This window comes from Methylobacterium goesingense, from assembly GCF_022179225.1.
Lineage (GTDB): Bacteria > Pseudomonadota > Alphaproteobacteria > Rhizobiales > Beijerinckiaceae > Methylobacterium > Methylobacterium goesingense.
This window is the reverse complement of record NZ_BPQL01000066.1, coordinates 61,491-81,016: the sequence shown is the minus strand read 5'-3', so window position 1 is coordinate 81,016 and position 19,526 is coordinate 61,491. Positions and strand designations below refer to the sequence as shown.

Below are 19,526 nucleotides of genomic sequence, written 5' to 3'. Positions count from 1 at the left end.
TGGTGGTGCCGGTGCCCAGATCCTTGACGAAGACGTCCGTGGCGCCATTCGTGTCGCCGGCCACGAGGTTGGTGGCGGTGCTCTGGAAGGCGACGCGGGTGCCGTCGGCCGAGATCGAGGCGTTGCTGCTGATGCTACTGGCCTGCGCGCCCGTGCTGTCGGTGGAGACCAGGGTGGTGTTGCCGGTCGTCAGGTCCTTGACGAAGACGTCGGTCAAGCTGTTCGTGTCGCCGACTACGAGGTTGTTGGCGATGCTCTGGAAGGCGATGCGGGTGCCGTCGGCCGAGATCGAGGCATTGTTGCTGGTACCGTTGACCTGCGCGCCCGCGCTGTCGGTGGAGACGCGGGTGGTGGTGCCGGTCGTCAGGTTCTTGACGAAGACGTCGGTCAAACCGTTCGTGTCGCCGGCCACGAGATTGGTGGCGCCGCTCTGGAAGGCAACGCGGGTGCCGTCGGCCGAGATCGAGGGGGTGGTGCTGGTGCCAGATGTGGTCTGCGCGCCCGTGCTGTCGGTGGAGACGCGGGTGGTGGTGCCGGTCGTCAGGTCCTTGACGAAGATGTCCTGCTGACCGTTCGTGTCGCCGGCCACGAGGTTGCTGGCGCTGCTCTGGAAGGCGACACGGGTGCCGTCGGCCGAGATCGAGGCGGTGTTGCTGGTACTGTTGCCCTGCACCCCCGCGCTGCTGGTGGAGACCAGGGTGACCGTGCCGGTGAGCGTGTCCTTGACGAAGACGTCCTGCTGAGCGTTCGTATCGCCGGCCACGAGGTTGGTGGCGAGGCTCTGGAAGACGACGTAGCGCCCGTCGGCCGAGACCTGGGATCCCGTTGCGGCCGTTTGGCTGACGGAGGTGCCCTGCGTTCCATCAGAAGCGGTCGATACGCGTGTGATGGCCATGCTCGTGTCCTGCGTGCCCGTGCCGGCGGAGATGCCCACGAACGATGGCACGGGCGTATCGCGGTGCGTATGATGAGGAAAGTGTCAAAATCACACATACTCACCAGAAGTCCTGGCCTCAACCTGCGTGCTGACACGATTTGTCAGTAAAATACCAGATAACACAGATAAAGTAGAATATAGAGTGCCTTTGTGGCGCAGATTTATCCAGAATTTGGCTATACGTGCGAGCAAAAAGATCGATTCATTCGTTGTGGAAAAATTTTACCGTATCTTTGTGGTTATGAAGACTGACAAATGTGCCATTGTATTTGTTCCTAGATGCTGGATTGGTGGTGTCGTATGTTGGGACAACGTTCGCGAAACTGCCAGGCTCGACCGTCCGGCGGGCCGCGGGGTCGGCTTCGGGGCCGCCGAGGTGTCGCCGGACACGGAGTGGTTCCCGGCGCGGGCTCGCGCTATGTAAGGTCGATGACCGATCCAAATCGTCGTCGCTTGCTCGCCACATCCGCAAGTGCTCTCGCCGCTGCGGGCCTCGCGACGGATGTGTCCGCACACGCGCTCACCGCCGCCCCCGACAACTGGATGACCGCGAGTCAGGGCGAACGCGACAGCGCCTACAACAACTCCACTGCGGTGCCGGGCAGTGCGGGGATCGTGGAGGGTTGGACGACGGACTCCGCCCGCCTCCGCGCGCAGCATGCCGGTACCATCGATCTCGCCTATGGGCCCCGCCCCCGCAACAAGTGGGATCTGTTTCCCGCCTCCGACCGCATGGCGCCCTGTCTCGTTCACGTTCACGGCGGCTACTGGCAGGCCCGTTCGCGCGAGAACTTCTCCTGCATGATGGAAGGCGTCCTCGCCGCCGGTTTCGCCGCCGCGATGCCGGGCTACACGCTGGCCCCGGACGCGACGCTCACCGAGATCGTGGCGGAGGTTCATCGTGCCCTCGACTGGCTTGCCGCCGAAGGCCCGGCACACGGTATCGCGGGACCGATCATTCTGTCGGGCTGGTCGGCGGGTGGCCATCTCTGCGCGGCAGGTCTCGGACATCCGAGCGTGCGCGCCGGTCTGGCGATGTCCGGCATCTACGAACTCGGACCCTTGCGAGACACCTACCTGAACGCGAAACTGCATCTCAGCGACGGCGAGATCGCGACGCTCTCGCCCTTGCGTCTGCCTCCTGTCGACAAGCCGCTGGTGCTCGCCTACGGCACCGCCGAGCTGCCGGCGCTCGTCGAGAACAGTCGAACCTTTCACGCCTATCGGTCGGCCAGACATCAGGCGGGAGCGTTGATCCCGGCGCCGCGCGCGAACCACTTCACGATCTACGATCACCTGCGGCCGTCGGATGGCGTTCTGACCCGGGCGGTTGTGGAGCTTGGACGCACGCTTCGCGCCTGACGGGCGCGGCCCGCCGCGCGGATGCCGCCGGGCGCTGCCCGCTCCGCCGGGGCTTCCACGAACCTCCGATGAAGACGATGCGGTCGATGAGCCTGTCGCGACGCACCGACGACCGCGCTGGATCGCGGAAGGATCGGCATCGTCGTGTCGGCATCACGGCTTTATCCCAGAAAATGGAGCAGATCGCTCTCGAGGGCTAAGTCGGCAGGAGTGTCGCAACACGCATCCAAAGATCCTGTGCGAAGGACCGGATCGATCTTTCGAGGATGGCCCGCGTCGCGTCTGCGGCGCGCGGGGTGCGGGGGTTCGGAAGACTTGCGAGCCCACACGGGAATCTCGCGAATCGGATTGCCTCGAACGCACAGATCTTCGCGCCTTGATCCAGATCAAGGCCAACGCGAAGGCCTAACTGCACCTTTCCTGAGACCGGGCCTACCGGCCCCGCCCATAGGGAGGCCTTCCCATGGATATGAGATCGCTTCCGACCCTCGGCGACCATGGCGCGACGCCATCCGCCGATGAGCGAGCCTCCGTCTGGCCGTTGCACCGGCTTGACGACCCGATGTTCGGTGACCGTCGCGTCGGCCTGCCGGCGCCCCTGCGAGGCGGTATCGTGCCGCGCATGAATGTCGTGGAGAAGGGTTCACGGACGAGCACCGCCTGCTCCCACGGCGTCTCCGCCCGCAGCCCGGGCCTGCCCTCTTGCATCGAGGCCGAAGGCATTGCGGCCAGCCTGGACGAGGGGGGCCTGACGGTGAGGTTCCCCAAGGACGCGATGACGTCACTCGCGCCCCAGCGCATCGCGATCAGGGCCCCATGAGCGGCGTCGGCATGAGCGGCGTCGGCGTGAGCGGATTGGCCATGCGTGTATGGCTGGTCCGACGGCTGGCGAGGAGCGACCACCTCGACGAAGTGGCCCGTCACGCCCTGCTTGCCCTTCCGCTTGAACCGCGACCCGTGGCGGCGCGTGCCGAACTCGACGGTGGAGCAGGCCCGAGCGGCCTCCACCTCATTCTCGACGGCGTGGCCTGTCGCTCCGTGCGGGAACCCGGAGGAAATCGACGCATCGTGGCGCTGTTTCTACCCGGCGACCTTTGCGCGTCGCGTTCGCTGCTTCCACTCGAACTTCCGGGCAAAGTCGAAACCCTGTCGGCCTGCGCGGTCGCCGACATTGCCCACGACACGCTGCGCTCCCTGGTCCGAGCCCACCCGGGTATCGAGCGGAGTCTTGCCTGGTTGACGCTCCTGGAACTGGGCATCGCCCAGCGCTGGCTCGTCAATGCCGGGCGGGATGCCGAAGGCCGCGTCGCCCATCTCATCTGCGAGATCGTGGCCCGGCTCCGCGCGGTCGGATGCCGGGAAGGCGAAGCATTCGCCAACGGCGTCCGGCAGGCGGTAATTGCCGACATCGCGGGGATTTCCATCGTTCACGTCAATCGCGTGCTGCACGCCCTCCAGGACGCCGACCGGATCAGGCTCGTGAAAGGCGTGATCACCGTCCCGGATCCCGATCGGCTCGCGGCCTATGCGGACTTCGACCCGGGTTACCTGCGCCTGCCCGAGCCGGTCGAACCGTCCCTGTCGGACTTCGATCCGCTCCGAAGGCTCAGCGTCGTCGATGGCGGGAACGCCGTCGCTCTCTGACAGGTCCAGATCCGGCTTGGACGGGGACACCGGCGACGACCTCGGACCGCTCGGCTCGCGTCATCCAGGGTCACGCGAATCGGACCTGAGCGGTTGCGCGATCAATGGGACATCAGACAGGGAACAGCGCCTTTCGACAGCAGGTCCTGCGTCACGCCGCCGAAGAACCATTCGCGCAGGCGGCTGTAGCCGTAGGCGCCCGTCACGATCAGGTCCGCGTCGAATGCGCCGGCCGCTGTCCTGAGGTCGTGCGCGACGGTCCAACCCGACGACGTCACGACCTGTGCGGTCGCATTGACGTCGTGCAGCGTCAGGTATGCGGCGACGTCCTCGATCTCGGTCCGATCTTCGCCATCGGCGATCCGCACCACCTGGACGGCGTCGGCCCGCCGCAGGAACGGCAGGGCGTCCGAGACGGCCCGGCGCGTCTGAAGCGTGTTCTTCCAGCCCACCACGATGCGCCCCGCCTTGAGGTGCTCGACGCCCGGCGGGACCACCAGCACGGGTCGGCCACTGCCCATCAGCACGTCGCCGAGGTCGACGGCCATGCCGGGGGAGATTTCCTCGTCGTCCGCGGGGCGCCCGACGACGATCAGGTCCGCGGCCCGCGACTGCCGGTTCAGGAAGGGGACCGGGGCGGCGAGGTCGGAACGCCAGGCGACCCGATCGTTCAGGCACGAGGCCTCCCGGAAGATCTGCTCCGCGCCCCTGAGCCGGTCGAGGGCGGCCTGCCGGATCTCCTCGATGGCCATGCCGGCTGGAACGATGGTTTCGCCGAAGCCCTGCGGATAGTCCGGCAGGCCGCCGGCCGCCCCGACCAGACGCGCGCCGAAGCGGTGTGCGAGTTCCGCGGCGAGACGGACCCGCGCCGCGGCGTGGCGCCCGTCATCGACCGCGACCATGAGGCTTGCAAAGGACATCGGATCCGCTCCCGGGCTCGAACGTGCGACGCCGTCAGGGTGCGGCCCGTGTCGGTGCCGGGCCTTGATCTGCCTCAACACCGCGCCGGTCCTGTCCGCGGAACGGGCCGCACCCGTGCCGTGGCGCGAAGCCCTGTCCCGTCGGCGCCGGTCTCTCCCTTGAGGTGGATCAATGTTGCCAGGCCTGCGGGGGAGCAGGATGCGTCACACGACCGGGCGCACTCGCGCTCCTGCCGGACCGAATCGCCGCGAAAGAAGTGTCTCCATGAACGACGAGAGCCTGCGCCAGCGCATCGTCGAGGCGTTCGACTTCGCGCTCAGCATCGATACGGCCCATACTGGCGTCGCCGTGGACAAAGGCATCGTCACGCGCACGGGCCATGTCGGGAGCGACAGCGAGCACGTAGTGGCCGAGAATGCGGCCCGGACGGTGCGCGGCATGGTCGACGCGATCACGGTGACGGACGCCGAGGTGATCCTGGTGGGCAAGCCGCACGCCTGGCACGCGCCGCAACCGCGTCGCGAACGACGCATGGTGTGCACTCCGTCGATGACCACCTGACGCTCGCGTGAGCCGGGGCCGGGCTCGCGGCTCACCCCGCTCCGACCCTCCGACGCCGTCGCCGAACAGGGGATTCCGATGTCCTATGCCAGCGTCATGGTCGCGGTGGATCTCGATGAATCCACCCGCGGCCGGATCCGCCTCGCCGGGCACCTCGCCGACGCCTTCAAGGCCCGCCTCATCGGGGTCGCGGCCGAGATGCCGGCCTACGAGGCCGCGCCGGTGGGACCGACCCTCGGCAGCGCCTATTGCCTCGCCTCGGTCCAGGAAGCCGTCCTGAACGACTTGCGGATCGCGCACGCGGCCTTCGAGGAAGCCGGCGCCGGCCGAAGCCGCGTCGAGTGGCGCTCGAACCTGGACTTTCCGATGGAGTTCCTGGCCCGCCAGTCGGCCGCCGCCGACCTCGTGGTCGTCGGCCGGGGCGATGCGGGCAACCCGCTCCTGTCGGTCGATCCGGGCGACGCGGTGATGCGGCTCGGCGCCCCGGTGCTGGTCGTGCCGCCGGGGGTGGAGCATCTCGATGCGCAGCGGGTGGCCGTCGCCTGGAAGACCACGCGCGAGGCCCATCGCGCCCTGCGGGATGCGTTGCCCTTCCTCGCGCGGGCCTCCCACGTCGTGGTGCTCGCCATCGACGATGGCGCGGGTGCCGCCGACACGCGGGACGTCGTCGGCTTCCTCCAGGCCCACGACGTCCACGCATCCGCCGTGGCGAAGGACGCCCTCGGCAGTTCGACCGCCGAAGCGCTCGTCGAGGCGGCCAGCGAGCATGCCGCCGACCTGATCGTGGCCGGCGCCTACGGGCACGGCCGCCTGCGCGAATGGGCCTTCGGCGGCGTCACCCGTGACCTGCTCGCCGGCTGCCCCATGTGCTGCCTGATGAGCCACTGACGGTAACACGCGCCCGGTTCGGAGCGACCCCATGAACGGCAGGCGGAACCTCATGATCCCGCATGACGGCTCTGTCGTCGTCTGCGACGGCCGCCGGGTCCTGCTGCCCCGCGTTGCGGAGCTTAGCCGTCTAGGAGCTTGCCCGTCTCAGAACTTGCGCACGATCGGCGCTGGGGCGGCGACCGCCGGCTCGCCGAAGACGTAGCGGAAGCCCACCGAGACGATGTCGGCGCTGCTGTCGGCGACGCCCGCGAAGGCGATGTTCTGAACGTTGTAGTCCCGCCCGGCGCCCGACAGGATGCGGCCCTTCTCGACGAAGAAGTGCGAGTAGGCGGCGGTCAGGACCAGCTTCTCGCTCCAGCGGTAGCTCGCGCCCACCGAGACGTTGACGCGGTTGTTGTCGGGCAGGCGCACAGAGCGGTTCTCGAAGTCGATGGGCGAGACCTCGTAGGCGACGCCGCCCCGGACGGTGAGAGCCGGCGACCAGTCGTACTCGGCACCGACCGCGTAGGTGAACCCGTCCTTGTAGTTCAGGGGCAGCGCGGTCCCGGCGCGGCCGAGGACCAGCGGGACGACGGCGACGTTCTTGAGGCGGCTCCAGTTATCCCATTCGAACCCGAAATTGACGCGGGTGACGGGGTTGATCGCCTGGGTCACGCCCACCGTGACCTTCTCGGGCGTGTTCAGGTTGGCCACCACCGGACCGCCGAGGGGGGCGGCGGCGCCGGGCAGCCGGAGCGAACCCTCGATGTCGTGATGGACCGAGGAGCGGTAGCCGACGCCGAAGGCGGTTCCGGCCCAGGGGGTGACCAGCACGCCCGCCGTGAAGCCGACGCCCCAGGAATCGCCCGCCAGGCGCGCGCTCGCGAGGTTCGCTGGGTCGAAGGGCACCCCGGTGATCTGCGCCTGCTTCAGGGTGAGCTTGAAATACTCGATGTTGGGACCGGCGGCGATGGAGAGCCACTCGTTCACCTTGAAGCCGATCACCGGATTGAAGGCGAGGGTGAAGATCCGGTTCGAGCGGCCGTAGAGCTCGCCCGCCCAGGTGTCGCGCGGCTTCGTCACGAGGCCGAAGGGCGCGCCGGTCTGGATGCCGACCCAGAGCCGGTCGTTCAGCTGGTAGGAGGTGGCGCCCGCCGGCACGATCGCGCCCTGCCCGATGTCGCCGCTGTCGCCCAGGCGCGCGAAGGCCGGGTTGGTACCCGCCTCCGGGGTGATCTTGCCGGACAGGTTGATCAGGCTGAGGTTCTGCTCGGTGACCCAGCCCGGCCGCATGGTCACGGTGGCGGGGTTCCAGAACATCGACGAGACGCCGCCGGAGCCGGAGGCCGTGCCCGCGAAGGCCATGCCCTGTGCCTCGGTGCTCTGCTCGCGGATGCCGAAGGCACCGGCCGAGGCCTGCGTGACGCCGGCGGCGAGGAGAGCAACGGAAACGCCCGAGAGCGCCCAGCTGCGGTAAGAACGGCTCCGAATCGTGCCCATCATGTCGTGAGACCCACCCCTATGCGTGGTGCTTGGCTTGGTCCCGCCCTGTCGGACCGGACGCTGCACCTTGGACACGACAATGACGCGGCCTCAGCGACTGCGCAATGTCTGGACCTGCAAGTAAAGACCAAGAAGAATTTTGTACCTAAACTGGAATTTGCGCGATATTGCAGGAAGCGAGCCTCTAACCGATGGGCACAGGCAGAATGGTTCACATCTAAACTTTTGTCGGCTTGAATAAGCGTCGAAACAGAAAAATGGCCCGGTGCCGCATCTCGGGGCGGCGGTGTGACCTTTTGGTGACGAATCGGGCAACCCCGGCGGTATCGGCCGTGACCATGCTGGCGATTTGCCCACCGGACCGCGTCCCGCGCCCCTTGCCGTTCCGGTCCGTCCGATCGATGTCTGCCGGAAAGATCCTGCGCGGAGGAACGAGCGATGAAACTGATCCGTCACGGCGAGAGCGGCGACGAGAAGCCCGGCCTCGTCGATGCACGCGGCGGCTTGCGCGACCTCTCGGACCATGTCCGCGACATCGCCGGATCCGTGCTGTCGCGCGAGACCCTGGAGCGCCTGCGCCGGATCGACCCGGAGAGCCTGCCGCTCCTGCCCCCTGCGACCCGCCTCGGTCCCTGCGTCGGTGGCACCCGCAATGTCGTCGCCATCGGCTTGAATTTCACCGACCACGCCGCCGAGATCGGCGCCGACATCCCGCCGGAACCAATCCTGTTCAACAAGGCGCCCTCGTGCCTCGGGGGCGCCAACGACCGGGTGATCCTGCCCAAGGGCTCGGCCAAGACAGATTGGGAGGTGGAACTCGCCCTCGTGATCGGCGCGCGCGCCTCCTACGTGCACGCCAACGAGGCCCTGTCCTACGTGGCGGGCGCCTGCATCTGCAACGACGTCTCCGAGCGCGAATTCCAGATGGAGCGGGGCGGCACCTGGGCGAAGGGCAAGGGCTGCCCGACCTTCGGTCCGCTGGGCCCCTGGCTCGTCACCCTCGACGAGATCCCGGACCTCAAGAACCTCGCCATGTGGCTGGACGTGAACGGCACCCGCATGCAGACGGGCTCCACCGCGACGATGATCTTCGATCCGGCGCAACTCGTGGCCTACGTCTCGCACTTCATGATGCTGGAGCCCGGCGACGTCATCACCACGGGTACGCCCCCCGGCGTCGGCATGGCCCGCAAGCCGCCCCGCTTCCTGCGCAACGGCGACGTGATGACCCTCGGGATCGCGGGTCTCGGCACGCAGCGCCAGGAAATCGTCGCCTTCGACGACTGGACCGCGAAGGTCGCGGCGGGTGAGCCGACGCATTGAGGCCGCACGCCCGGCTTGATTTTTAGGCCGGGATTCGCCTCATGGGGCCATGACCGAGACCCTGGCCCCCCGCGCATCCACCCCGGCCGCCGAGACCGCCGCGATCCGCCACGACTGGAGCGTGGCCGAGATCCAGGCGATCCACGACCTGCCGCTCCTCGACCTCGTCTATCGGGCAGCGGCGGTCCACCGCGCCCACAACGACCCGGCCGACATCCAGCGTGCCGCCCTGCTCTCGATCAAGACCGGCGGCTGCCCGGAGGATTGCGCGTACTGCCCGCAATCGGCCCACCACAAGGGCACCGGCATGGCCCGCGAGCGGCTGATGCCGGTCGATGCGGTGCTGCGGGAGGCCGCCGCCGCCAAGGCCAACGGGGCGCACCGCTTCTGCATGGGCGCGGCCTGGCGCCAGCCCAAGGACGGGCCGGAATTCGACGCGGTGCTCGCCATGGTGCGGGGCGTGCGCGGTCTGGGCATGGAAGCCTGCGTGACGCTGGGCATGCTCACCCCCTCGCAGGCCGGGCGCCTCGCGGAGGCCGGGCTCACCTCCTACAATCACAACCTCGACACCGGCCCGGACTTCTACGGCGACATCATCTCTACGCGGACCTACGAGGACCGCCTGACCACCCTGGAGAACGTGCGCGCGGCCGGCATCGGCGTCTGCTGCGGCGGCATCGTCGGCATGGGCGAGGGCGTGAAGGACCGGGCCGGCATGCTCCAGGTGCTGGCCAACCATGCGCCCCACCCGGAGAGCGTGCCGATCAACGCCCTCGTGGCGGTGGAGGGCACGCCCCTGGAGGACCGCCCGGCGGTCGACCCCCTCGACCTCGTGCGCATGTGCGCCACGGCTCGCATCGTGATGCCGCGCGCGCGGGTCCGCCTCAGCGCCGGCCGCAAGGGCCTGACCCGCGAGGCCCAGATCCTCTGCTTCCTCGCCGGCGCCAACTCGATCTTCTACGGCGAGCGCCTGCTCACCACCGCCAACAACGAGACCGATTCGGACGCCGAACTGCTGCAGGACCTCGGCATCGCGGTGCCGGGCCTGACCCTGGCGGCGGCGGAGTAAGGCGCGATCCCCGGCAGGTCTTCGGGTCCGGCGCGACCCCGCCCGTTCACCCCACCGGGTCGGGGATCACGATCCGGAAGCAGGTGCCGGCCGGGGTCTCGTCGAGGGACAGGGTTCCGCCGTTGAGCTGGATCAGCTCCGACGCGATGGCGAGGCCGAGGCCGGTGCCGCCCGGGCGCGAAGCGCCCTTGAAAGGGCTGAACAGGTGCTCGCGCGCCCGCGCAGGCAGGCCCGGGCCGTTGTCGGTGACCAGGACCATGGTGCCGCTCCCGGTCTGGATGCGCCGCGCCTCGATGGTGATGGTGGGTTCGACGCGCGTCACCGCCTCGTAGCCGGGGCCGGGCGGCGCCAGGGCCTGGACCGCGTTGCGCACGATGTTGGCGAGCGCCCGGGAAAACTGGTCCGGATCGACGCAGATCCGCAGGCCGTTCGGGCAGATCTCGCGGATCACGATGTCCGAATCGCGCTCGCGCCCCGACAGGTCCGCCTGCTCGGCGATGATGGCGGCCAGCGGCACCAGGCGCCGGTTCGGATTGCGCTCCGTGGCGCGGCCATAGGCCAGAGTCTCCTCGCAGAACCGAATCGCCCGGTCGAGGGTCGCCACGAGGCGCGGGGCGACGCGCTGGACGAGCGGATCGGCGACGCCGTCGAGACGGTCGCTGAGGAGCTGCGCGGTGGTCAGGAGGTTGCGTAGCTCGTGATTGATCTTGCTGACCGAGAGCCCGAGGTCAGCGAGATGCCGCTTCTCGCGCAGCTCGCGGGCCAGCGCCGTCTCCATCTGCGCCAGCGCCACCTCCGCGTTGCCGATTTCGTCGGTGCGCCGCGAGGGCACGATGACGCCGTCGGCCGCCTCCGGGTCCTGCGCGAATTCCGTGATGTTGTGCACGAGCCGCCGCACCGGGCGGACGATGGCCCGCTGCAGGACGAGGAAGATCAGGCCCGCCACCGCCGCCGCGATGGCGAGGGACGACAGGGCGAGCTGGATCGCGAAGGCCGTCACGGCGTCGCGCACCGGCAGGCAATCGATCAGGATCTCCACGAGGTCGAAGCCGTCGCTGCCGTGCCCGATGACGCGAATCGGACGGGTGCCGTCCGCCATCAGCGTGCGGGCCACGCCGCGGATCGACTCGATCAGGTCCTCCTCGCGCAGGTCGATGTGGTCGGAGACCGCGTCCGGCACCGTCTCGTTGGAGAGCAGGCGCCGGGTGCCGTTGCCCTGCACCACGATGGCCCGCGCGCCCACCCCCGCCAGGAGGCGCTGGGCGAGGCTCTCCGAGACGCGCTGGTCGGGGGCCGCGTCGAGCACCAGGGCGGCCACCTGCGCGGCCGCGATCCGATCGGACAGCCACATGCGCCGGTAATTGGCGACCGTGGGCACGTAGACCAGCACTTCGATGACGGCCACGAAGGCCACCGTCAGCAGGAAGAGGCGCCCGGACAGGCCGAGGTGCCGGCCGAGGCCGCGCGCCGCCGGCACGCTGGGCGCGGCGACCTCCTGATCGAACACAACGCGTGAATTCACACCCATCTTGGTTCTTCGGGTTCCCGGTCCCCTCGGCGCGGCGGGTGTCGGCTTGAGGTCCGGCTGACGGTGACCCGACGGCGTTTCCAGAGCGTAAGCTCGATGCGCGATTTGACCTCATAACGCTCATGAGGCCGTTAGGCTGCCCCGCGTCTCGCAGATTCTGATCAGACTTATGGCTAAATTCGATCAGAAATTCACGGTTCCTCCATACCGGCGGCGCCGGCACGCGATGTGCGCTGGAAGCGCCTGCGGAGGAATACCGAGAACAGCGCGAAGGCCGCCAGGGCGCCGAGGCCCGCGACCATCCTGGGGGTCACCAGGGTCCGCAGGGTCAGGGCGTTCTCGCAGTCGAGCCCGTCGGCGGCCAGACACGCCGCCTTGGCGCTCTCGTGGGCAAGGACCACTTCCTCGATGGCCGCTCCGGTGGAGGCGTAGATGAAGACGCCGGGCAGCAGCCCCACCAGGGTCGCGAGCACGAAGGTGCTGCGCTTCACCCCGAAGGCGGCCGGCGCGAGGTTCGTCATCCAAAACGGGAAGATCGGCAGCAGCCGCAGGAAGGCGATGTAGCCGAAGGCATCCGCGCGGAACCCGGCCGCGAGCCCGGCGAGCCGGGGTCCGGCCCGGCGCAGCAGCAGATCGGCCGCCGCCCCGCGCCCGATGGTGAAGACGATGGCGGCCCCCGTCGTCGCCGAGGCCAGGGCGATCAGGGCGCCCGGCACGATGCCGAACAGGAAGCCGCACAGCATCGTCAGGAACAGCGAGGCCGGCACCGAGACGACCACCGCCGAGACGTAGACGAGGTAGGCCACCACCATGGCGCGGAAGCGGTCCTCCGCCACCCAGGCGATCAACCAGGCCCGCGAGGCCAGGAGCCGGTCGAGGCTGAGGAGATGCGAGGCGCCCGAGACCAGAGCGGCGAGCGAGGCCCCGACCAGGAGCAGGAGTGGGAGCCAGCGCAGGACCCGCCGCATCCGCGTGGGCCGCGCCGCCGGTGATTCCGGGGTCGGCTCGGCCAAGGAGGGCGGGCGCGTGCTCACCCGGGCTTGCGCATCCGCAGGATCTTGAAGAACCCGCCGGGGAAAGTCGGCGCGACGCCGATGAACTCGACCCCGTGCGACCGGGCCCAGGCCTCGATCCGGGTCGACTTGAAGTCCGAGGACCAGCCGATCTTGGTGCAGAGCGGGGCAACGATCTCCTCGACCTTGGCCACCGGGCCGGTGCTCTGTCCGAAGTGGTTGGCGAGGACGATCTCGCCGCCGGGCCGGACCACGCGCAGGAACTCGGAGAGCGCGGCTTCCGGGTCCGGCACCAGCGTGATCAGGAACTGGGCCACCACCGCGTCGAAGCTGGCATCGGCATAGCCGAGGCGGCAGACGTCCATGACCTGGAGGCCGCGCACGTGGCGCAGGCCCCGGCGCAGCACCTTGGCGCGGGCGCGCTTGAGCATGTCCTCGGAGAGGTCGACGCCGCAGACGAAGCTCGTGGGCGGGTAGTAGCCGAGCGACAACCCCGTGCCGACGCCGGCCTCGAGGATGCGGGGCCCGCAGGCGACGGCGGCCTCGACCGCGTCGCGGGCGGCTGGCTCGGTGAGCTTGTCGTAGACGACGTCGTAGACCGGCGCCCAGCGCGCATAGGCCTTGCGCATCAGGGCGGTGCTTGGACCGGCCTCCCGCGGCTCGCTCAGCATGACGATCTCGAAGTCCTGTGTGGGGAGAGGGTGGATGGGCCTTGCGCGGTCGGGCGACTTGTTCGGTCAGGCAGCTTGCGCAGCGCCGCGGGCCAACGCGTCGACCCGCCGAATGGTGCCGCCGCCGAGCACGCGGGCGCGGGGGCCGTCATCGGCGTAGATCACGCAGGCCTGCCCGGGCGAGACGCCGTCCTCGGGAGTCGCGAGCTCGATCTCGGCCCCGTCGCCCTGGGGGTCGCGGAAGAGGAGCGCCGGCCGGGGCTCACGGGTGGAGCGCACGCGCACCGCCACGGGGCGCGCGGCAGCCTCGCCCGGTCCGCCGAGCCAGTTCATGTCCCCGAGGCGGATCCGGCTCGTGGCCAGGGCCGTGCGCGGGCCGACCACCACGCGGGCGGTGTCCGGCTCCAGGCGGATCACGTAGAGGGGCTCGCCCACGGCGAGGCGCAGGCCCCGGCGCTGGCCGACGGTGTAGTGGATGATGCCCTCGTGCCGCCCCAGCACCTGTCCGCCGAGGTCGACGATGTCGCCGGCCCGGGCCGCGTCGGGGCGCAGGCGCGCGATCACGTCGGCGTAGCGGCCCTGCGGCACGAAGCAGATATCCTGACTATCGGCCTTCTCGGCCACCGCGAGGCCGAGTTCCCGGGCGAGCCGCCGCGTCTCGTCCTTGGGCAACTCGCCCAAGGGAAAGCGCAGGAAGTCGAGCTGCTCGGCCGTGGTCGCGTAGAGGAAGTAGCTCTGGTCGCGGGCCGGATCGAGGGCCCGGTAGAGCCCGCGCCCGCCGGCCGCCTCCGGGCGGCTCGCCACGTAATGGCCCGTGGCGAGGCAATCCGCCTCGAGATCGCGGGCCGTGCGCAGCAGGTCGCGGAACTTGATGGAGCGGTTGCACTCCACGCAGGGAATCGGGGTCTCGCCGGCCAGATAGCTCTCGGCGAAGCGGTCGATCACGGATTCGCGGAAGCGGTCCTCGTAGTCGAGGACGTAGTGCGGGATGTCGAGGGCCTCGGCCACCCGGCGGGCGTCGTGGATGTCCTGGCCGGCACAGCAGGCGCCCTTGCGGTGCGTGGCGGCGCCATGGTCGTAGAGCTGGAGCGTGATGCCGACGACGTCGTAGCCCTGGCGCTTCAGGAGCCCGGCCACGACGGAGGAATCGACGCCGCCCGACATGGCGACGACGACGCGCGTCTCGTGCGGAGCCTTGGGAAGATCGAGGGAGTTCATTGCGCCAGGGTTTGCCGGAGAGGGCCGGTCCGACCCTACGCGTGAGTCTATAGCGATCCTCGCCCCGGGTTTCCAGGGCGGGCGTATCGGGGCTCTCCCCGGGCGACGCGCGCGACCGCGACGTGGGGCACGTGGTCAAAGCTGCCGGGTCGGGGCAGGAATTGCCGAGCCGCGCGATCCCGGCCGATGCCGGATCGCAAGCAATCCCTTCAGAATCAGTGCCTTGTCGCGCCTCACGTCTGGCCCGCCGCTTGCGCTCCGTCGCCCAGGGAGAAACGCGGCGCATGGCCTTTCCGGCGATTGATATGGATTCCTCGACTCCGCGCCTCGCCTCGGCGATGCCCGCCCGATCCCGGGAGCCGGGTGCCCGCGCCTTTCGGATCGACCCGCCGGCCCGGGAGGTCGCGCCGCCGGTGCGCGAAGCGTCCAAGGCGACTGAACCCAAGGCGACGGAACCCAGGGCGCCCACGCACGAACCGGACGCCTCCGCCGCGGCGACGGATTTCCTGCCCTTGCTGGAGCGGCGATCGTCGGCGGCGGACCGGGCTTCATCGCGTGCCCCGACGAGTTCGGCGCAGGCGGCCCGCAACCCGTCGTCCCGGACGGCGGCGACACCGGGTGCCGGTCCGCTACCGGATGCTGGTTCCGCGCCGGATGCCGGGTCCTCCGAGCCGACCTCCGCCGCGATAGCGGTCGCCGGGGCAGCACCGGACGCCTCCGGCGCGGCGACTGACCCAGCCACGAAGGCGGATACCGAGACGACGCCCGACGCGCTCCAGGAGACGGAGGCCGCCCCGGTCAATCCGACGCCACCCCCGGTCGTGATTGTGCTCCCCGCGCCCCCGGCCTTCGCCGGGATTCTGCCGTCCGAGGGTACGGCGCCGGCGATGCAAACGGAGGCCGCCCCGGCCAATCCGATCACGCACCCGGCCGCGCTCGCGCAGCCCGCGGCCCCGGTCTCCGCCGGGACGCAGCCGTCCGAGGGTACGGCTCCGGCGACGACGCCCGCCGGTACCTCTGTCGCGCAGAGGATGGTCGCCGCGTTCGCGACCCAGGCGGGGGAGATCGATCCGAACGCCGAATCCGTCGTCTCGTCATCGACGCCGCAGGATGTCGCGGATTCGGCGCAGGCCGGGGCCGGTCTCGCCGGGGTCCTGGCCTCGCTCCAGCCCGCGACTCCAGGCCCGATGTCTTCGGCCAGCCCGACCCAGCCGCCGCCCGCGACCCGGACGGGCGAGGTCGCCGCCTCGGTCGCCGGAGCGCAGCTTGCCGGGGCGGCTGCATCCGGCCCGCGCGGTGCGTCCCGCCCGGGCGGGGGCGAGGCCGCGACCTCGGGCGAATCGGCAGTCTCCTCGAAGGACGGCGAGGCCGCGTCGTTCCTGGCGGCGAATGCCGATCCCACGGCGCTCCTGGCACAAACACCCGCCCCGGCGCCGGCAGCGCAAGCGCCCGCGTCGCAGGCGGCGATGACGGTCAGGCACGAGGCCCAGACCCCACTACCAATCCCCCTGGGGGCGGTGCCGATGACGATCGGCCTGCGCTCGCTCTCGGGCAGCAATAATTTCGAGATCCGCCTCGATCCGAAGGATCTCGGCCGGATCGAGGTCAACCTCGCCATCGACAAGGAGACCGGCGCGGTTCAGGCCAGCCTGGTGGTCGACCGGCCCGAGACCCTGGCGCTGCTTCAGCGCGACGCCGGCAACCTGCAGCAGGCGCTCACCCAGGCCGGTCTCGACGCCCCCGACGGCAGCATCTCCCTGAGCCTGCGCGGCGACGGGGCCGGCAGCGGAGCGGACGGCCAAAGCTCGAACGGTCAAGGCTCGGGCGCGCAAGGCTCGGGCGCGCAAGGTTCCGGCGCTCATGGCTCGGGCTCCCAGGGCCAGCCGCGTCGACCCAGCCAAGAGACCCAAATCCCGCTGGATGCCGTGTTGCAGCGCCTCTACGGCGCCGGACGCGGCATCGACATCCGAATCTGAGGAAACGATCCCATGGCGTCCGGCATCAGCAGCACCACAAGCAGCACCGCCACGGGTGCGGCCACCAAGACTTCGTCGCAGGAACTGGCGGGCAACTTCACGCAGTTCCTGACGCTGCTCACCACGCAGTTGAAGAACCAGAACCCCCTCGACCCGATGGATACCAACCAGTTCACGCAGCAACTGGTGCAGTATGCCGGCGTCGAGCAGCAGCTGAAGTCGAACGACCGCCTCGATTCGATCCTCACCAACGCGAAGTCGTCGAGCGCGGCCTCGGCCACGGGGTTCATCGGCCAGACCATCACGGCGGACGGCAGGACCACCGCCCTGAAGAGCGGCGCGGCCAGCTGGACCCTGACCCCGGCCCGAGCCGCGACGCAGGCCCGGATCACGATCAGCGACGCCAAGGGCAACGTGGTCGCGACCCAGACCAAGGCGCTGGCCGCCGGCGTCCAGACCTTCGCCTGGGACGGCCGCTCCACCAGCGGCTTCACGTCCGCCGACGGCACCTACGCGATCAAGGTGGACGCGGTGGACGCGACGGGCGCCAAGGTGGCCGTTGACACCCAGGTCGCCGGGACCGTGGACGGCATCGACCTCACGGGGACGGAACCGGTGCTCCTGCTCGGCACGACCCGGATCCCGCTCTCGGCCGTTCAGAACATCGGCGCCAAGTTGTCCACATGAACGCCGTATGATTCCAAAGCGATCGAACCGCTTCAAGATATCTTAAGCGGGCAGGACTAGCTTCCAATCTCGACAGGTCAGTCGAGTTGTAGAGCGTATCATGACCGAACCAAGCCGCCCGAGAGTGAAGTACGTGATCGGGCCTGATGGAAGTCCGTTAACCATTGCGGATCTTCCGCCGACCACCACCCGTCGATGGGTCATCCGTCGCAAAGCCGAAGTGGTTGCCGCCGTCCGGGGCGGTCTGCTCAGCCTCGAAGAAGCCTGCCAGCGCTACACCCTCACCACGGAGGAATTCCTGAGCTGGCAGTTCTCCATCGATCAGCACGGTCTGGCCGGCCTGCGCACCACGCGCATCCAGCACTACCGGCACTGAGCGCGAGACCCGCCGGGGCATCGGTCGAACCACCAGGGCCCCGTCATCGGAAGCCGCGTCCCCTCATCCGGGCGCGGCTTTCGCGATTCCGGAGCCGGGATGCGGCGCCCTGCGTGCCATTCGTTAACCGGACGCTAACCATGGCCTGGGCAAATTTTGCCGGGCGAGCGCGGAGTGTCCGTCGCTTCGGGTCGGATGGGTACGTGGCGTCGTGAAACCGGTCTTCGACCTCGTGGCAAAGCTCGGACCGGCGCGGCTCGCCGCCATGGCCGCCGTCACGATGACGCTGATCGGCTTCTTCGCCTTCGTGATCCTGCGCGTCTCGAAGCCCGACATGGGCGTGCTCTTCGCCGACCTGTCGATGTCGGATTCCTCGGCCGTGATCCGCGACCTCGATGCGCGCGGCATCAAGTACGAGACCCGGGGCGATGCCGGCCAGACCGTGATGGCGCCCCGCGCCGACCTCCCGCGCCTGCGCATGGACCTCGCCGGCAAGGGCCTGCCGAGCCAGGCCGGCGTCGGCTACGAGATCTTCGACAAGGGCGACGCCTTCTCGTCCACCAACTTCGTCCAGAACGTGAACCACCTGCGGGCGCTCGAGGGCGAGTTGTCCCGCTCGATCCGGGCGATCGGGCGCGTTCAGGCCGCCCGCGTCCACCTCGTAATCCCGGAGCGCCGCCTGTTCGAGCGCGACCGCGAGAGCCCGAGCGCCGCCATCGTCCTCAAGCTGATGGGTGACCTCGACGCCTCGCAGGTGCGCGCCGTCCGTCACCTCGTGGCGTCGGCGGTCGAGGGGCTCAAGCCGGAGCGCGTTTCCATCGTGGACGAGCGCGGTCGGCTCCTGGCCGACGGCGCGCGCGGGGCCGAGGCCGAGACCGGGGCCGGCATGGAGGAGAAGCAGGTCGGCATCGAGCGGCGCCTGCGCTCCCAGATCGAGGAAATCATCGCGGGCATCGTCGGGGCCGGGCGCGCCCGCGTCCAGGTCAGCGCAGAGCTCGACCTCAACCGCATCGAGAGCCGCTCGGAGAGCTACGATCCCGAGAGCCGGGTCGTGCGCTCCACCCAGACCCGCAGCGAGAACGCGCTTTCGGGCGGCGCCGAGGGCGCGGTCAGCGTCGGCAACGAGTTGCCCGGCGCCAACCAGCCCGGACAGGCTCCGACCCAGAAGGATTCGACGAACAAGAACGAGGAGACCACCAACTACGAGATCTCCCGCGTGACGAAGACCGAGGTCGCCGAGGGCGGCCGGGTCAAGCGGCTCTCGGTGGCGGTGGTGATCGACGGCGCCTACGTGGCCGGTCCCGACGGCAAGGCGGTCTATCAGCCGCGCCCGGCGGCGGAAGTCGAGCGGATCGCCGCCCTGGTTCGCACCGCCATCGGCTTCGACAAGGCGCGGGGCGATCAGGTCGAGGTGGTGAACCTGCGCTTCGCCGAATCGCCCGCGCAGGCCGCCTTCGTGGAGCCGAGCCTGATCCAGTCGCTGCTCAGCCCCTCCAAGGAGGAGGTGATGCGCATCGTCGAACTTGCCGTCCTCACCATGCTGACGCTGATCGTGCTGATGGCGGTGGTGCGCCCGCTCCTCAAGAAGGTGCTGGCGACCGACCCGATCCAGATCGCCCTCGTCGCCGGGGCCGGGGGCGCCGGTGCCGTCGCGGGGAACGCGGAGGCACTCTTGGCCCAGCCCGAGAACGCCACCGCGCGCCTCGTGGATTTTGCCCAGCTCAACGGCAAGGTCCAGGCCGAGACGGTGCAGCGCGTGGTCGACATGGTCCGCGCCAGCCCGAGCGAGACCGTGGAAGTCCTCCGCAACTGGATTCACGAGAGCTGATGCCGATCCTCCTTCACGCAGCCGCGAGGCGTTGAGCCC

The 19,526-nt window shown here is 69.5% G+C and carries 18 protein-coding genes; 11 read left to right on the top strand and 7 right to left on the bottom strand.

What is annotated here, in order from left to right; translation table 11 throughout:
* Positions 1-895, bottom strand: an 895-nt coding sequence (locus MFF30_RS12715; protein WP_373320894.1) for a TolB family protein, incomplete at its 3' end; no start/stop codon positions are given.
* 435 nt (positions 896-1,330) lie between these two features.
* On the opposite strand from MFF30_RS12715, the gene MFF30_RS12710 reads away from it, so the two are divergent.
* From MFF30_RS12710 to MFF30_RS12700, 3 genes are all read left to right on the top strand, one after another.
* Entirely contained in the window at positions 1,331-2,299 is a 969-nt protein-coding gene (locus MFF30_RS12710; RefSeq protein WP_238279786.1) for an alpha/beta hydrolase, read from the top strand.
* Between the two features lie 463 nt (positions 2,300-2,762).
* Complete coding sequence (locus tag MFF30_RS12705; RefSeq protein ID WP_238279785.1) at positions 2,763-3,119, top strand: Hsp20/alpha crystallin family protein; 357 nt, start codon at positions 2,763-2,765, stop codon at positions 3,117-3,119.
* On the top strand, positions 3,116-3,943 hold the full coding sequence (locus MFF30_RS12700; RefSeq protein WP_238279784.1) for a Crp/Fnr family transcriptional regulator: 828 nt from the start codon (positions 3,116-3,118) through the stop codon (positions 3,941-3,943). The genes MFF30_RS12705 and MFF30_RS12700 overlap by 4 nt, the downstream gene beginning before the upstream one ends.
* 101 nt (positions 3,944-4,044) lie before the next feature.
* On the opposite strand, the gene MFF30_RS12695 is transcribed toward MFF30_RS12700, so the two are convergent.
* Positions 4,045-4,863 carry a universal stress protein gene (locus MFF30_RS12695; RefSeq protein WP_238279783.1) on the bottom strand — a complete coding sequence of 273 codons (819 nt, stop codon included), beginning with the start codon at positions 4,861-4,863 and terminating at the stop codon, positions 4,045-4,047.
* Positions 4,864-5,128: 265 nt separating this feature from the next.
* Here MFF30_RS12695 and MFF30_RS12690 point away from each other — a divergent pair, with 265 nt between their 5' ends.
* Together MFF30_RS12690 and MFF30_RS12685 are read left to right on the top strand one after the other, a co-directional pair.
* The gene (locus MFF30_RS12690; protein WP_238279782.1) at positions 5,129-5,425 is read left to right on the top strand and encodes a BON domain-containing protein; all 297 of its coding nucleotides are present in this window, start codon (positions 5,129-5,131) and stop codon (positions 5,423-5,425) included.
* Positions 5,426-5,503: 78 nt separating this feature from the next.
* Complete coding sequence (locus MFF30_RS12685) at positions 5,504-6,313, top strand: universal stress protein (protein ID WP_238279781.1); 810 nt, start codon at positions 5,504-5,506, stop codon at positions 6,311-6,313.
* 147 nt (positions 6,314-6,460) lie between these two features.
* On the opposite strand, the gene MFF30_RS12680 is transcribed toward MFF30_RS12685, so the two are convergent.
* On the bottom strand, positions 6,461-7,786 hold the full coding sequence (locus tag MFF30_RS12680; protein WP_373320895.1) for an OmpP1/FadL family transporter: 1,326 nt from the start codon (positions 7,784-7,786) through the stop codon (positions 6,461-6,463).
* A gap of 450 nt (positions 7,787-8,236) precedes the next feature.
* Between MFF30_RS12680 and MFF30_RS12675 the strand changes: the two genes are divergently transcribed.
* On the top strand, positions 8,237-9,121 hold the full coding sequence (locus tag MFF30_RS12675) for a fumarylacetoacetate hydrolase family protein (RefSeq protein ID WP_238279780.1): 885 nt from the start codon (positions 8,237-8,239) through the stop codon (positions 9,119-9,121).
* Between the two features lie 49 nt (positions 9,122-9,170).
* The gene (gene bioB / locus MFF30_RS12670; protein WP_238279779.1) at positions 9,171-10,190 is read left to right on the top strand and encodes a biotin synthase BioB; all 1,020 of its coding nucleotides are present in this window, start codon (positions 9,171-9,173) and stop codon (positions 10,188-10,190) included.
* A gap of 46 nt (positions 10,191-10,236) precedes the next feature.
* On the opposite strand, the gene MFF30_RS12665 is transcribed toward bioB, so the two are convergent.
* The 4 genes from MFF30_RS12665 to mnmA form a co-directional block, all read right to left on the bottom strand.
* Entirely contained in the window at positions 10,237-11,718 is a 1,482-nt protein-coding gene (locus tag MFF30_RS12665) for a sensor histidine kinase (protein ID WP_354466057.1), read from the bottom strand.
* 191 nt (positions 11,719-11,909) lie between these two features.
* On the bottom strand, positions 11,910-12,686 hold the full coding sequence (locus MFF30_RS12660) for a TVP38/TMEM64 family protein (RefSeq protein ID WP_238279790.1): 777 nt from the start codon (positions 12,684-12,686) through the stop codon (positions 11,910-11,912).
* Between the two features lie 62 nt (positions 12,687-12,748).
* Positions 12,749-13,402 (bottom strand): class I SAM-dependent methyltransferase, encoded by a 654-nt coding sequence (locus tag MFF30_RS12655; protein ID WP_238279777.1) that lies wholly within the window; start codon positions 13,400-13,402, stop codon positions 12,749-12,751.
* A gap of 66 nt (positions 13,403-13,468) precedes the next feature.
* Positions 13,469-14,620, bottom strand: a complete 1,152-nt coding sequence (gene mnmA / locus MFF30_RS12650; RefSeq protein WP_238279776.1) for a tRNA 2-thiouridine(34) synthase MnmA — start codon at positions 14,618-14,620, stop codon at positions 13,469-13,471.
* Between the two features lie 305 nt (positions 14,621-14,925).
* Here mnmA and MFF30_RS12645 point away from each other — a divergent pair, with 305 nt between their 5' ends.
* From MFF30_RS12645 to fliF, 4 genes are all read left to right on the top strand, one after another.
* Positions 14,926-16,596 carry a flagellar hook-length control protein FliK gene (locus MFF30_RS12645; RefSeq protein WP_238279775.1) on the top strand — a complete coding sequence of 557 codons (1,671 nt, stop codon included), beginning with the start codon at positions 14,926-14,928 and terminating at the stop codon, positions 16,594-16,596.
* Positions 16,597-16,608: 12 nt separating this feature from the next.
* Entirely contained in the window at positions 16,609-17,283 is a 675-nt protein-coding gene (locus MFF30_RS12640) for a flagellar hook assembly protein FlgD (RefSeq protein WP_238279774.1), read from the top strand.
* A gap of 100 nt (positions 17,284-17,383) precedes the next feature.
* Complete coding sequence (gene sciP, locus MFF30_RS12635) at positions 17,384-17,659, top strand: CtrA inhibitor SciP (RefSeq protein ID WP_018044452.1); 276 nt, start codon at positions 17,384-17,386, stop codon at positions 17,657-17,659.
* A gap of 211 nt (positions 17,660-17,870) precedes the next feature.
* Positions 17,871-19,487: a flagellar basal-body MS-ring/collar protein FliF gene (fliF, locus tag MFF30_RS12630; protein WP_238279773.1), complete on the top strand. Its 1,617-nt coding sequence runs from the start codon at positions 17,871-17,873 to the stop codon at positions 19,485-19,487.
* Positions 19,488-19,526: the final 39 nt, after the last annotated feature.